General features: G+C 72.5%; 9 protein-coding genes and 1 pseudogene. 6 read left to right on the top strand and 4 right to left on the bottom strand.

Going from position 1 to position 14,681, the window contains the following annotated elements; genetic code table 11:
- Complete coding sequence (gene eccD / locus SSP08S_RS51095; RefSeq protein ID WP_019075400.1) at positions 1-1,401, bottom strand: type VII secretion integral membrane protein EccD; 1,401 nt, start codon at positions 1,399-1,401, stop codon at positions 1-3.
- Positions 1,402-1,741: 340 nt separating this feature from the next.
- Here eccD and SSP08S_RS51090 point away from each other — a divergent pair, with 340 nt between their 5' ends.
- Positions 1,742-5,683, top strand: a complete 3,942-nt coding sequence (locus SSP08S_RS51090; protein ID WP_019075399.1) for a type VII secretion protein EccC — start codon at positions 1,742-1,744, stop codon at positions 5,681-5,683.
- A 309-nt stretch (positions 5,684-5,992) separates the two neighbouring features.
- On the opposite strand, the gene SSP08S_RS51085 is transcribed toward SSP08S_RS51090, so the two are convergent.
- Both SSP08S_RS51085 and SSP08S_RS51080 read right to left on the bottom strand, forming a co-directional pair.
- Positions 5,993-7,261 (bottom strand): S8 family serine peptidase, encoded by a 1,269-nt coding sequence (locus SSP08S_RS51085; protein WP_019075398.1) that lies wholly within the window; start codon positions 7,259-7,261, stop codon positions 5,993-5,995.
- Positions 7,258-10,602 (bottom strand): right-handed parallel beta-helix repeat-containing protein, encoded by a 3,345-nt coding sequence (locus SSP08S_RS51080; RefSeq protein WP_019075397.1) that lies wholly within the window; start codon positions 10,600-10,602, stop codon positions 7,258-7,260. The genes SSP08S_RS51085 and SSP08S_RS51080 overlap by 4 nt, the downstream gene beginning before the upstream one ends.
- A gap of 229 nt (positions 10,603-10,831) precedes the next feature.
- Here SSP08S_RS51080 and SSP08S_RS51075 point away from each other — a divergent pair, with 229 nt between their 5' ends.
- Entirely contained in the window at positions 10,832-11,968 is a 1,137-nt protein-coding gene (locus SSP08S_RS51075; protein ID WP_019075396.1) for a hypothetical protein, read from the top strand.
- Positions 11,969-12,042: 74 nt separating this feature from the next.
- On the opposite strand, the gene SSP08S_RS51070 is transcribed toward SSP08S_RS51075, so the two are convergent.
- Positions 12,043-12,474: a DUF6299 family protein gene (locus SSP08S_RS51070; RefSeq protein ID WP_019075395.1), complete on the bottom strand. Its 432-nt coding sequence runs from the start codon at positions 12,472-12,474 to the stop codon at positions 12,043-12,045.
- A gap of 253 nt (positions 12,475-12,727) precedes the next feature.
- Here SSP08S_RS51070 and SSP08S_RS51065 point away from each other — a divergent pair, with 253 nt between their 5' ends.
- The 4 genes and pseudogenes from SSP08S_RS51065 to SSP08S_RS61415 form a co-directional block, all read left to right on the top strand.
- Positions 12,728-12,922, top strand: a complete 195-nt coding sequence (locus tag SSP08S_RS51065) for a DUF5999 family protein (protein ID WP_019075394.1) — start codon at positions 12,728-12,730, stop codon at positions 12,920-12,922.
- A 123-nt stretch (positions 12,923-13,045) separates the two neighbouring features.
- Positions 13,046-13,870, top strand: a complete 825-nt coding sequence (locus SSP08S_RS51060; protein WP_019075393.1) for a PaaX family transcriptional regulator — start codon at positions 13,046-13,048, stop codon at positions 13,868-13,870.
- 130 nt (positions 13,871-14,000) lie between these two features.
- Positions 14,001-14,552: an adenylyl-sulfate kinase gene (cysC, locus tag SSP08S_RS51055; RefSeq protein ID WP_019075392.1), complete on the top strand. Its 552-nt coding sequence runs from the start codon at positions 14,001-14,003 to the stop codon at positions 14,550-14,552.
- A gap of 5 nt (positions 14,553-14,557) precedes the next feature.
- A pseudogene (locus SSP08S_RS61415) lies at positions 14,558-14,681 on the top strand (sulfate adenylyltransferase subunit CysD); the annotation flags it as partial.

The raw sequence follows: 14,681 nt of genomic DNA, 5'->3' as shown, positions 1-14,681 counted from the left end.
TCAGCCGAAAATGCCGCGGAGGGTGCCGAACACGCCCAGCAGCCACAGCGTCAGCGGGAACAGGGCGATCGCCAGCAGGGAGTGCAGGATCTCCGCCGCGCGGCCCCAGTACGGGACCAGGCGGCGGCCCGGCACGGTCCACACCGCGACCGTGAGCGCCGCCGCCACCGCGAGGAGCCCGGCGACCAGCAGGGTCCGCTCGGTGCCGGACAGGCGCAGCCCCCAGCCGAACGCGAGGAGCAACAGGCCCCACGCGCCCGGGAGTACGAGCACCAGCCGCTGGGCCGTGTTGACCAGGCCCCGGCCGTGCAGGAGCAGCAGCAGCGACAGGACCAGCGCGACCAGCAGCGCGGGCAGGCTCGGGCGGCGGGCCAGGGCGACCAGGCAGGCCGAGGAGAGCACGCCCGTCGCGCCGTAGAGCGCGGTCATCCACTCGCCGGCGAGCTCGGTGCGGACCGTCACGTCGGTGCCCCGGTAGGGGTCGATGCCCTCCTGCAACTGATCCGGGTTGGTCGGCAGCGGGGGCATCCGCATCCCGGCGAACTTGAACGACAGCGAGGGCACCAGGCCCCCGAGCAGCACCGTCAGCGCGGCGATCACCCCGGCCGCCGCCGCCACGCGTACGTCGAACACGGTCATCAGCACGCCGCCCACCGCCGTCGCGAACGCCACCAGCGCCGACGCCAGGAACAGGGGTGTACGGGCCGCGGAGGCCGCGAGGGCCAGGACCGCGCCGCCCGCCCAGGCCGCCGCCGCCCCCAACAGCCGTGCCCCCAGCACCTGGTGGGCCTGCGGACCGCTCAGCTCACCGCCCGGCACCAGCCAGCCCGCGAGCGCCAGCGCAGGGGAGGCGAGCAGGCCGAGGACCACTCCGGTCGCCGGGTCGTCCACGGCCCGGCTCGCGGACGCGGCCCCGGCCAGCAGCAGCAGGCCCGTTGCCACGGCGGTGGCCGCGCGCAGCGACGCCGGGGTACCCGGCAGGGCCAGCAGGACCAGTCCGGCCAGTACCGCCACCGCGACCAGGCCGCGCAGCAGCAGCCGCGCCGCCTCCGGGCTCCAGCCGTGCAGCCGGTCCCGGGTGACGGCGGCGATGCCGTCGACCAGGTCGTCGAGGCGGACTTCCGGCAACGCCTCGGTGCGCGGCCGCAGATGGAGCGCCTCGCCGTCGGTCAGTTCGAGGGAGGCGAGGGTCGCCTCCTCGTCGAGCGGCCGGCCGCCGAGGCGCTGGAGTATCCAGCCGTCGTGCTCGAGACCGGTCTCCTCGGCCTCCTCCCCCGCGTACCGCAGCACCGTGGGCAGCAGGTCGGCGACCGGCACGTCGGACGGCACGGCGAGGTCGATGGTGCGGGCCGGGGCCCGCACGGTCAGATGGCACAGTCCGGTCACGGAAGTGTCGGTCATACCGGGGCTCACGTCTCCTGGACATCGAAACGGGGGCACGCGGCGCGGCGTGCGAGGTGGGGGAGAGCTGGGTGGCGGGGTGGGGGAATGGAGCGCTGGTGATGCGGGGGGTGACATGGACGTACAGAGTTGACGGGGTGCACACTACTGACACTCCCTACGACGCGCGTCAACGGGAGCCCCCACGAACGGTGTTGACAGATTCCTCCACCGTGGAAGTGCCGAGGTCCGATCCGGTGCACGCCCCCCACGTACCGCCGCGGTGCGCGAAGTCCGTTAGGAGCCCCAAGCGTTGAGCGTGGTCCTGTTCCGTCGTCCGGCCCGCCGTCGCGGACCCGACATGCCCGCCGGCGAGTTGGTCCTCCAGGAGCCGCCGACTCTCATGGAGACCGTCCCGGACACGTCCGCGGTGTGGACGTATCTGCCGATGGCGATGATGTCGGTCTCGATGATGATGATGTTCATGCGGTCGGGCGGTCAGTCCAGCGGCATCTTCATGTATCTCGCGCTCGGCATGATGGTGATGGCCGCCGGCGCGATGATGGTCGGTCAGGTGATGCGCAAGGCCGGCGACCGCAAGCAGCGGCTGCGGGGTGAACGCCGGGACTATCTGCGCTACTTGGCGCAGAGCCGGCGTACCGTGCAGCGGGCCGTGGTCGAGCAGCAGCTCGCGCTGGCCTGGCGGCATCCCGAGCCCCGGGTGCTGCGCACCATGGTCCGCACCACGCGGCTGTGGGAACGCCGGGTCAAGGACGACGACTTCGGCGAGGTGCGGATCGCGGTCGGCGACCAGCAGCTCGCCATGCGGCTGACTCCCGTCTCCAGCAAGCCCGTTGAGGACCTCGAACCGCTCTGCGCGCACGCGCTGCGCCGCTTCATCCGCGCCTACAGCACCGTTCCCGGCCAGCCCATCGCGCTGTATCTCCGGTCCTGGTCAAGGGTGTTGGTCCGCGGCGACCGCGACGCGAGCCGCGGGATGGTGCGCGCCGCGCTGGCCCAACTGGCCCTGTTCCACCCGCCGGAGGAGCTGTGGATCGCGGTCTGCGCCGCCGACGAGGTGCGCGCGGAGTGGGAGTGGGTGAAGTGGCTGCCCCACAACCACCACCCCCAGGAGACGGACGGCGCGGGCCCGTTGCGCATGGTGGCCTCGGCCTTCGCCGACCTGGAGGACCAGCTCGGCAGCGAGTTCTCCGAGCGGCCCGCGTTCGACCCGGACGCGGTGCCCGGCCGTGACGAGCCGCTGGTGGTGGTCGTGGTGGACGGCGCGGCCGTCCCGTCCGGCCACCGTTTCGACGGGCCGGGCTACCGCAACGCGATCGTCCTCGACCTGTCCGACTCGCTCACCTGGCGGCCCGGCCGCACCACGCTGCGCCTCGACGTGACCCCGGACGCCGTCGCGCTGGTGCGCACCGACCGCAGCCGCAAGGAGCAGACCACCGTCCTGGGCCGCCCCGACCGGGTGGGTCCGGTGGCCGCCGAGTCGCTGGCCCGGCTGATCGCGCCGTACCGGATGAGTCTCTCCTCCGACGCGGTCGAACCACTCTCGAACGACACCGAGTTGACGACCCTGCTCGGCATCGCCGACCTGCACCGGCTGGACCCCGACACGATCTGGCGACGGCACACCGGCTCCGCCCGGCTGCGCGTCCCGGTCGCGGTCGGCGCGGACGGGCGGCCGGTGGAGCTGGACATCAAGGAGTCCGCGCAGGGCGGCATGGGCCCGCACGGCATGCTGATCGGCGCGACCGGTTCCGGCAAGTCGGAGCTGCTGCGCACCCTGGTCCTCGGTCTCGCGCTCACGAACTCCTCCGAAACACTCAACTTCGTCCTGGTGGACTTCAAGGGCGGCGCGACCTTCCTCGGCCTCGACGAGCTCCCGCACACCTCCGCCGTCATCACCAACCTCGCCGACGAGGCCGCACTGGTGGAGCGCATGCAGGACGCCCTGCACGGCGAACTCATCCGCCGCCAGGAGCTGTTGAGGTCGGCGGGCAACTACACCTCGGCCCTTGAGTACGAGAAGGCGCGGGCCGGCGGCGCCGATCTCGCCCCGCTGCCCAGCCTGTTCGTCGTCGTCGACGAGTTCAGCGAACTCCTCGCCTCGCACCGGGAGTTCATGGAGCTGTTCGTGATGATCGGCCGCCTCGGCCGGTCGCTGGGCGTGCATCTGCTGCTGGCCTCGCAGCGCCTGGACGAGGGCCGTATGCACCAGCTGGAGTCGCACCTGTCGTACCGGATCGGTCTGCGCACCTTCTCCGCGATGGAGTCCCGGGGTGTCCTCGGTGTCCCCGACGCGTACGAACTCCCCTCGCAGCCCGGCAGCGGCTATCTCAAGAGCGGCATCGAGGCCCTGACCCGGTTCCGTGCCGCCTACGTCTCCGGTCCGTACCGCAGGCGCGGTGGTGCCGTCGCGCAGGCCCGGGTCGCCACGCAGGTGGTGCCCTGGTCGACCGGGTACATCGTGCCGCGCGCTCCGGCACCGGCCGCGATCGCGGCACCGGAGCCCGAGGCGGAGGAGAGCACCGAGAGCCTGCTCGCGGTGGCCCTGGACCGGCTGCGCGACTCCGGGCCGCCCGCGCACCGCGTGTGGCTGCCGCCGCTGGACACCGCCTCCCCGCTCGACACCCTGCTCGGCGGTCTCGCCGAGGACCCGGACCGCGGACTGACCGCACACCGCTGGAACGGCGCCGGGAAACTCCGCGTCCCGGTCGGCCTGGTCGACAAGCCGTTCGACCAGCGCCGTGACCCGCTCGTCGTGGACCTCGCCGGGGCGGGCGGCCATGTCGCCGTCGCAGGCGGATCGCAGAGCGGCAAGTCGACGGTGCTGCGCAGCCTCATCATGGCGCTCGCGCTCACCCACACCCCGCGCGAAGTCCAGTTCTACTGCCTGGACTTCGGCGGCGGCACGCTCTCCCAGCTCACCGGTCTGCCGCACGTCGGCGGGGTCGCGGCCCGCCTCGACACCGAGCGCATCAGCCGTACGGTCGCCGAGGTCACCGCCGTCCTCACCCAGCGCGAGCAGTTCTTCCTGGACAACGGCATCGACTCGATGGCGACCTACCGGCGCCGCCGCGCGGCCGGGGAGTTCCCCGACGAACCGCACGGCGACATCTTCCTGGTGATCGACGGCTGGTCGGCGGTCCGGCAGAACTTCGACCAGTACATCCCCACGTTCAACCAGATCGCCACCAGCGGTCTCAACTACGGCATCCACCTGATCGTCGCGACCGCCCGCTGGCTGGAGCTCACCGCCCCGGTCCGCGACCAGTCCGCGACCCGGCTGGAGCTGCGGCTCGGCGACACGATGGACTCCGTCGTGGACATCCGCAAGGCGAGCGCGGTGCCGCAGATCCCCGGCCGGGGTCTGACCGTCGAGACGAAACTCCACTTCCTGTCCGCGCTGCCCCGCGGGGACGGTTCCACCGACCCGGAGACGCTCAGCGAGGGCGTCGCGGACCTGGTGGACCGGATCGCGAGCGCCTGGCACGGACCGCGCGCCCCGCAGGTCCGGATGCTCCCGCACCGGCTGCCCGCGGCCGAACTCGCCGAGCCCGAACTCGGCGACGGCCAGAGCCTCAAGCTGGCGCTCGGCCAGGACGAGGAGACCCTCGGCACCGTCTGGCACGACTTCTCCCGCACCCCCCACCTGGTCGCCGTCGGCGACACGGAGAGCGGCAAGACCAACCTGCTCCGGCTGGTCGCGGACTCCGTCGTCGCCCGCTACACCCCGGCCGAGGCCCGCATCCTGGTCGTCGACTACCGCCGCGGCCTGGTCGACGCCGTCCCCGAGGAGTACCGCCTCGGCCACGCGGTGGCCCTGGAAGCCCTCAAACAACTCGTCGGCGGCTCCGCGAAGGCCCTCCGCACCCGCGTCCCGGGCCAGGAGATCACCCCGGCCCGCATGCGGCAGGCCGACTGGTGGACGGGCCCCCGCCTGTTCGTCCTCGTCGACGACTACGACATGATCGGCGGCGGCACGGTCATGGACCACCCCTTCGCCCCGCTCTTCGAACACCTCGCCCTGGGCCACGAGTTGGGCCTGCACGTGGTGGTCGCCCGCTCGGCGACCGGCGCGGGCCGCGGCCTCAACGACCAGCTCCTGCGCCGCATGGACGAGGTCAACACCCCGGGCATCCTGATGTCCTGCTCCCCGTCCGAGGGCTACGTCTTCGGCAACGTCAAGCCCCGGGTCCTCCCCCCGGGCCGAGCCCTCCACATCGTCCGCCGCAAGCCGTCGCTGATCCAGACGGCACTTGCTGCGGGGGCGGCGGCGGAAGCGTAGACAACTGGCCGCCGTGCTACGGCTCCTGGGGCGGGACGACTCGTCCCGGGGGCCGTAGTGGGTTGGGGCGGTTGGTGTTTCGGGGGGCCGCCGTACGGATCCGAGTCGGCACGGGTGCCCGTGGGCCGCAGGGTCTACGGCTGAGTCGGCGCGGGGCGTTGGGCATGCGCGTGTACATCGGGCCGGGTGCTCGGCCTCCCCACGCCTCAAAACTGCCCGAGCCCCACCCCCCAGGGGCGCGGGGAACTGCGCGACCAGCCCCCACCGGCCCGCAGATGCCCACTGACCGGCCCGGCACCGCCGAAGAACTCAGCCTTCCAGTGGCGTGCCCGCGCCCGCCGGGACCGCCGGTTCCGCCGGTTCCACGGCAACCGTGTTCTCTGCACCCTCCGTCCGGACAGACGGCTTCCACCCCAAGCGCCGCCCCCGAGGCAGGATCAACCCCAGCCACACCACCGCGATGATCACCGCGAGTCCCGCCGACGCGGGCCACAGGGCGCGGCGGAGCGGTCCGGCCGCCTTGTCGGCCGGCAACCGTACCGGGGAGGCGGGGGCGGCGGCCGGTGCCGAAGCGCCCGTCAGGACCGACGTGACCGCCGCGTACGGGTCGAGGCGGGGTACGTCGGCCGGGTACGCGGAGCTGCGCAGCAGGCTCGCGGTCTGGGCGGCCGTCAGGTCCGGGTGGACGGAGCGCACCAGCGCCGCCGCCCCGGCCACGAACCCGGCGGCCAACGACGCCCCGGAGCCGATGTAGTGGCCGTTCTTCGCAGGGCCGATGCCGACCACCCCGTCGCCAGGGGCGGCGATGGCTGCGCTGTCGGTCGTGTACGCGCCGGTCGGCCGCTTGCCGTCCACGTCGACGTCGAGGACGGAGAGCACTCCGTCGTCGGCGGCCGGGTAGTAGTCGCGGGCGGGCGGGCTGTCCGTCGCCGAGGTCGCCGTCGTCGGGGCGTCCGGTACGGCGGCGGCGATGACCAGGACGTCCTTCTTCGCGGCCAGTGCGACAGCCGAGCGCAGCGCGGGGGTGTTGGCCGCGAGCGCCGCCGACACCGTCACCACCTTCGCCCCGCCGTCCACGGCGGCCCGGATGCCGTCCGCGACCCGCTCCGCGGTGACCGCGCCGCGCGCGTCGCTGCCGCGCACCGCGAGGATGCGCGCCTGCTGCGCCACCCCCGCGAACCGCACACCGTCCGCTACGGCCGCGCCGATCAGCCCCGCCACGAAGGTGCCGTGTCCCACGCAGTCGGTACCGGCGTCGCCGACCGCCGTGACCCGGCCCTTGAGCGTGGGTGCGGAGGACGAGACCCCGGTGTCGACCACGCCGACGGTCACCCCGGCGCCCGAGGCGAACGGCCAGGTCCGGGTGAGTTGCAGCGAGACCTGTTCCCACGGCAGGTCGGTGGCGCGGACCGACGAGCCCGCCGCACACGCCGCGTCGGCGTCCAACCGCGTGGAGAGGACAGGGAGTTGGACCGTGTTCCCGGCCGCCGCGGCCGACCCGGCGCCGAGCGCGCTCGCGGAAGCGGTCAGCAGCAGCGCCAGAGCGGCGGCGGAGACCTTGCCGTGTGCCGTCGTCACGTCCGGGCCGCCCCGCTGGAGGAGGGAGACGTGGCCGCCGGGTCCGCGAGGTCCTCCGGGAGGAGCAGCCGCAGGTCGTCGAGGCTGGGGACGGCCAGTCTGCTGAGCCGGCCCGCCTGTCGGGTCATCATCCGCTCCAGGATCTGGCGGGCGGTGCGCGCGTTGCCGAAGGACCGGTCGCGGGGCAGCGCGTCGAAGTGCTGCCGCAGGACCGGTCCAAGTCCGGCCGCGCACTCGTACCCGAGCTGTACGGCGTGCTCGCGGACGATGGTGACCAGCTCGTCGGAGGAGTAGTCGGCGAACTCCACCCGGCGCGAGAACCGGGAGGACAGGCCCGGGTTGGAGGCGAGGAACGTCTCCATCTCCTGGGTGTAGCCCGCGACGATGACGACCACCTTGTCCCGGTGGTCCTCCATCAGCTTCAGCAGGGTGTCGACGGCTTCCCTGCCGAAGTCCGAACCGGACGCCTCGCGCGGGGTGAGCGTGTAGGCCTCGTCGACGAACAGCACACCGCCCAGGGCCCGTTCGAAGACCTCGCGGGTCAACTGTGCGGTGTGGCCCACGTATCGGCCGACGAGATCGGCGCGGGACACCTCGACGAGCTGGCCGCGCGGCAACACGCCCAGGGACGCGAGGAGTTCGCCGTAGAGCCGGGCGACCGTGGTCTTGCCGGTGCCGGGCGGGCCGGTGAAGACGAGGTGGTGGCTGAGGCGGGGCACCGGGAGTCCGGCGGCCTCGCGCTGCTTGGCGGTGGAGACCAGGTTGACGAGGTCGGTGACGTCCCGCTTCACGGCGTGGAGTCCGACCAGCGCGTCCAGCCTGCTGAGCGCGTCGTCGCCGGGGTCGACGGCGTTCGGGCCGTCGGCGGCGGTGCGGGCCGCCTCCTCGCTGATGTCCTGCGGCAGCAGCAGCGAGAGGTCCTGCTCGGTGACGTCGGTGAGCGCGGACAGCCGTACGGCCTGGCGGTCCACCATCTCCTCGAACACCTGCCGTGCGGCACGGCCGTTGCCGAATCCTGCGTCCTTCGGTATTCGCTCGAAGTGCACCGCGAGCGCGTGCCGGGTCTCGTCGGCGAGCGCGTACTGGTGGCGTACGCACATGCTCTCCATGATCTCCACCAGCTCGGGCACCGAGTAGTTCTCGAACTCGACGGTCCGTGAGAAGCGGGACGCCAGACCGGGGTTGGAGCCGAGGAAGCTGCGCATCTCGTCGGAGTAGCCCGCCGCGACGACGACCACGTCCTCGCGGTGGTCCTCCATCAGCTTCAGCAGCGTGTCTACGGCCTCGCGCCCGAAGTCGGCCCCGGAACCACGGGAGTCGGAGGTGAGGGTGTACGCCTCGTCGACGAACAGGACGCCGCCCAGGGCCCGTTCGAAGGCCTCGGTGGTCTTGATGGCCGTACCGCCGATGACCTGGGCGACCAGATCGGCGCGGGAGACCTCGACGAGGTGCCCGGAGCGCAGGGCGCCCAGCTCGGCGAGGATCGTGCCGTAGAGGCGGGCCACGGTGGTCTTGCCGGTGCCGGGCGGGCCGGCGAAGACCAGGTGGCGGCTCATCGGCGGTGCGGACATGCCGAGTTGGGCGCGGCGCCGGGCGAGCTGGGTGAGGTTGACGAGGGTGCGGACCTGTTCCTTGACGTTGTCGAGGCCGATCAGGCCCTCCAGCGCGGCCATGGGTCCGTCGGGGCGTCCGGGGCCCTCCGACTCCGGTACGGTGCCCGCCGGGTCGGTGCCCTCGGCCTCGCCGAAGCCCCAGGCGTCGCGGGACTCGTTGCCGGTGCTGGTGAGGTTCTCCACGGCCAGCCGGCCGCCGGCCTTGGCCTGGACTAGGCCGCCGCCCTTGTTGTCGCGGACCGTGCAGCCCACGACCGAGACGGGTGCCTCCGACTCGACGCGGATGCCGTCGCGGTCGTTGCCGGCCGCCTCGCAGCCGTTCAGGGAGGCCCGGCCGCCGTCGCGGACCAGGAAGCCGTGCTCGGCGGAGGCGGCGGTCCGCACCCGGTTCGCCGTCAACTCGCCGCCGGTGTCCACGAGTACACCGCAGCCGCCGGCCGAGACCAGCTCGCCGTCACGGAGCGCGGCCGTGCCCTCGCCGCCGATCTCCAGACCGGCGCCGCCGGGGTTGTTGACCCGGAATCCGGCGAGATAGACGTTGCCGCCCGCCGCGACCTCCGCGCCCGCGCCGCCCGGCGCCTCGACCGTGCAGTCCTCGACTCGGCCGCGCCCGCCGTCGCGCACGGAGACTCCGGAGCCGCCCGCACCGGTGATCCGGGCGCGCCGCACCAGCGGGTTGGCGTTGCCGCGGATCACCACACCGGCGCCCTTGACGTCGATGATCTCCACGCGCTCCAGCTCGGCCGCCGCGTCCTCTTCGAGGAGGACGCCGTCCGATTCGCCGTCCCGGACGGTCAGCGAGGTCAGTGTGGGCGAGGAGGCACCGGCCACCCGCAGCGCCGCCGTCTGGGCGCCGGTCAGCCAGCAGTCCTCGTACGTGCCGCGCGAACGGTCCGTCACCAGCAGGCCGTTGCCCGTGGTGCGGGCGGTGCGGCAGCGGCGCAGCACCGGGTCGCTGCCGTGCGAGACGATGATGCCGGGCCCGCTGGAGCCGGTGACCCGCACCTCCTCCAGCTCGCAGCGGGCGGAGCTGGTCACATGCACACCGATGGAGGTGTCGCGGACCACGGTCCGCAGCACCCGGATCGCGCTGCGCTCCTCAAGTGCCAGCGACGGCTTGTCGGTTGAGGCGAGATCACAGTCCTCTACGGAACCCTGCGCGTCGCCGTTGGCGAGCACGCCGTTGCCGCGCGCGTCCCGGATCGTGCAGCCGCGCAGGGTGGCCCGACCGCGCTCGCCGATCACCACACCGCTGGTGCCGAGGTGTTCGAAGGTGCAGGACTCCAGCGAGCTCTCGGTCGGCGAGGTGACGACGACCCCGGCGCCGGTGCGGTTGGAGACCCGGCACTCGCGCATCGCCAACGAGCCGGAGTTGCGGGCCAGTACGGTCGTCCACGAGGCGCCGGAGAGATCGCAGCCCTGCATCGCGACCTGCCCGTGCGAGGCGTCGACGGCGGGCTGTTCCTCGTCATGGCCCTGGACCACCAGGTCGGTCAGCATCACCGCGTCCACGCGCAGCGAGATCACGATGCCCTTGCGCGGTGCCAACCGGACGGTGCCGCGCGCCTGTTCGGCGACGATGGTCACCCGGGTGGTGACGACGAGATTCTCCTCGTACGTCCCCGGGCGCACACTCAGCACCGCGCCTCCGCGCGCCCTGGCCAGGGCCTCTCCGATCGTCCGGGCGTCCCCGGTGCCCTCCGGACAGACCGTCAGTACCTGGCGCACTCAGCTGACCTCCTCGTGTCGGCACCTGTCGGTTGCGGCCAACCCCATCATGCCGTACGGCAAATTATGTGCCGTCCCGCAACAGCCGTACCAGCACCGCAGCTTGTGCGTGACGATTGTTAACTCCCGGGAAAGGAACCGCCGTTGGCGCACGTGCGTGTATGCGCGTGAAAGGATTGTCCATACAGACGTACGACGAACTGCTGGGCGATTGGGGCGGACAGGGCGGATGACAGACCGAACCGGACCGACCGCGAGGAAGACAGCGGCAGAGACCTCGGCAGCGGCCACCCCGGCCGGGGAGACCGCCACCGCGTCGACCTCGGCCACCGAGGAATCCGCGGCGGCGAGCACAGCGAGTGCGACACCCAAGTCCCGCGCAGGGGCCGCCGGTTCGGCCGGGACCGTCTCCGCGGAATCCGTCGCGGCGGAGCTGAGCGGTCCCGCGACCCCGGCCGCCGAGACCGAGGCGCTCGCCGCCGGCCGTGGGACGGCGGAACCCGACGGGCCGGCCGGCCCGGAGGCCGCCTCCGCCGGACCGGCGCGGAAGGAGGCCGCCGAGCCCGAGGCGCCCTCGATGGCGGTGGCCGCGAGCGTCCCCGAGGGGGACGGCCCCACCCCCGGCGACACGGCGGCAGCGTCCGTCGGCCGCCCGGGCCGCCCGCTGCTGGCCGGTGCGGCGGTGCTCGGCGCGCTGCTGATCGCCGTACCGGGGCTGCTGATGAGCCGGGACAGGACGCCGGAGAACCACGACCGGGTCGTCGCCGACCAGGCGGGCACGATCCTCGGCGACGGCGCGACACAGGGCGCCGGGGCGTTCGCCTCGTCCAGCCCGTCCGCTCCCGCGCGGCACGCGACCCCGAAGACCGCCACCCCGCACAAGACCTCGCCGGGGAAGACGACCGTCGCGCAGCCGGTGAGCAAGCCGACGACCGTGAAGACGAAAAAGCCGACCGCGGCGGCGAAGCCGACGAAGAAGTCCACCACGACCAAGTCCGGTACGAAGTCGGGCACCACCACGAAGTCGAGCTATCCGTCGGACGTCCTCGTCACCGCCACCCGGGTGCTGAGCGCGGGCCAGTCGATCAACGCCAAGAAGGCGCAGCTGCGCATGCAGACCGACGGCAACTTCGTGCTGTACGACGAGAACAACAAGCCCCGTTGGGCCACCATGACCTTCGGCTCGAACTACCACGCGGTCTTCCAGGCGGACGGCAACCTCGTCGTCTACACCTCCTCCAACCAGCCCGTCTGGGCCAGCCAGACCGCCGGCCACAACGGCGCCTACCTCAGGCTCCAGGGCGACGGCAACATGGTGATCTACTCCGGTTCGACGGCGATCTGGGCGAGCAACACCCAGCACTGACCGGCTGAACTCCCGTCCGGCCCGCCCCCGTTGAGGGTGGCGGGCCGGAGGCATGCAGCTCCGCCCTCGCGGGCTCAGCTCTCGGTGAGGGTGATGTCCTGCTGCTGCACCGCGTGGAAGCGGGGCAGCGGCAGGCCGCCCTGGGGGGCCAGTTCCATCACCGTGGCCTCGACGTGGGCCGGGCCGGGGTTCAGCGGGTCGGACGAGGGCTTGCCCGAGTTCTCCCAGCTGTGCTCCATGCCGTCGCAGACCGCCCGGGTGCCGCCGATCCCGTGCCGGACCGCGGAGTCGCCCTGGGAGACCGAGGAACTGACGAAGGCCGGGCCCGAGTTGCCGAGACAGCGGTAGGTGCCGGAGAGCGTGACGGTGCCGTCCGGGGCGATGCTGCCCGTCGGGTCGACCGTCACCGTCTCGTAGGGGCCGGCGGACGCGGTCGCGGCGGGGGCGGCGGCGGCCAGCAGCAGCGCGGCACCGGCCGCCGAACCGAGGGCGGAACGCAGGGACATGGGAATACCTCCTGAAGTATCCGAAGCAGAGGCCTCCACTCGTACCGGTCGAGCGGCCCGACTCCCGTGATCGTCACTCCTTCGGTGGCGAGTCCGCACCGAGCGTCGTGGAACCGTCCGAGTGTTGTCCGCGTGTTGTCACGCTTCACAGCGGGCTGTTCCGATGAGTTCGCGACGGGGGGATGGTCTGTATATGCGATGCGGGCGGCGAAGGAGCCGCCGGAACGGATCGCATCCGACGTGGAGGTACGCCATGTGTTCCCACCAGTCCTCGTGCCCCGTGACCGACACCGACACCGCGCACGTCGTCTCCGCCCACCCCGAGCAGGGCTGGACGCTGCTGTGCGACGGCGCGATCGTCTTCGACGACAGCGGCCTGCTGCTCCCCGACGGCCGGATCGTCGCCCCGCACCGGGTACCGGCCGACCAACTCGCCGTCGCCGCCTGACCCTTCCCACCTGACCGGTCCCGCGTGATCGTCTTCCCGGACGCGCTGCCCACGGTGATCTTCGAACCGTGCGGGTTCAGCTTGCGTACCCCAGGTGACCAGCAGTGATGCTGACGACCTAAGATGATCAACGTGTCCGACCAGCATGCTCCACGGTCTCTCATCGTCACGCTCTACGGCGCGTACGGCCGCTTCGTGCCCGGCCCGGTTCCGGTCGCGGAACTGATCCGGCTCCTGGCCGCCGCCGGCGTCGACGCGCCTTCGGTGCGCTCGTCGGTGTCCCGGCTCAAACGGCGCGGGCTCCTGGTGCCCGCCCGCACCGCCCAGGGCACCGCCGGCTACGAACTCTCGCCCGAGGCACGGCAGTTGCTCGACGACGGCGACCGGCGCGTCTATGCGGCCGGCCCCTCGGACGACGAGGGCTGGGTGCTCGCGGTGTTCTCCGTCCCCGAGTCCGAACGCCAGAAGCGGCACGTCCTGCGCTCCCGGCTGTCCGGCCTCGGCTTCGGCACCGCCGCCCCGGGCGTGTGGATCGCGCCCGCCCGTCTCTACGAGGAGACCCGGCACATCCTCGGACGGCTGCAACTCGACCCGTACGTGGACTTCTTCCGCGGTGAGCACCTCGGCTTCGCGGCGACCGCCGACGCCGTGGCCCGCTGGTGGGACCTCACCGCGATCGCCAAGCAGCACGAGGCGTTCCTCGACCGCCACGCGCCGGTGCTGACCGGCTGGGAGCGGCGCGCGGACACCCCGCCCGAGGAGGCCTACCGCGACTACCTCCTCGCCCTGGACTCCTGGCGCCACCTCCCCTACGTCGACCCCGGCCTCCCCGCCGCCCTGCTCCCCCGGGACTGGCCGGGCACCCGCTCGGCCGAGGTGTTCCGGGCGCTGCACGCGCGGCTGCGGGACGCGGGGGCGGTGTTCGCGGGCATCATGAACAGTTCATGACGAACCACCGTGGCCTCTTGCGCATCACCGGTCACTCAGCTAAACCTCAGCTTCCTTAGCGGGTCCTCTCAGAGTTCTTACCTAACCTTCGACGACGTCGCTCGTCGGGTAAGAAAGAGGACTGTTGCGCATGACCACCACGGCAAGGGCTCAGGGAGCCACCGTCTGGCTCACCGGACTGCCGAGTGCGGGCAAGACGACGATCGCCCAGCACCTGAGCGACCGCCTGAGAGCCGAAGGGCGTCGCGTGGAGGTCCTCGACGGTGACGAGGTACGCCGCTTCCTCTCGGCCGGCCTCGGCTTCTCCCGCGAGGACCGCAACACCAATGTGCAGCGCATCGGCCTCGTCTCCGAGGTGCTCGCCCGCAACGGCGTGCTCTCCGTCGTCCCGGTCATCGCCCCGTACGCCGACAGCCGCGAGGCCGTCCGCAAGCGCCACGAGGCGAGCGGGACACCGTACATCGAGGTCCATGTCGCGACCCCCGTCGAGGTGTGCAGCGAGCGCGACGTCAAGGGCCTCTACGCCCGCCAGGCCGCGGGCGCGCTGACCGGCCTCACCGGCGTCGACGACCCGTACGAGCCGCCCACGGACCCGGCGCTCACGCTGCCGACGCAGTCGCAGAGCCCACAGGAGTCCGCGGACGCGGTGTACGCGGTGCTGGCCGAGCGGGGGCTGCTGTGACCTTCACGCTCTCGCACCTGGACGCGCTCGAGTCCGAGGCGGTGCACATCTTCCGTGAGGTGGCGGGTGAGTTCGAGCGGCCGGTGATTCTGTTCTCCGGTGGCAAGGACTCCATCGTCATGCTGCACC

Origin of the sequence: Streptomyces hokutonensis, from assembly GCF_000376565.1 — a bacterium.
Taxonomy (GTDB): Bacteria; Actinomycetota; Actinomycetes; order Streptomycetales; family Streptomycetaceae; genus Streptomyces; species Streptomyces hokutonensis.
Note: the sequence above shows the minus strand (reverse complement) of the source record. Positions and strands in the feature narration are given on the sequence as shown.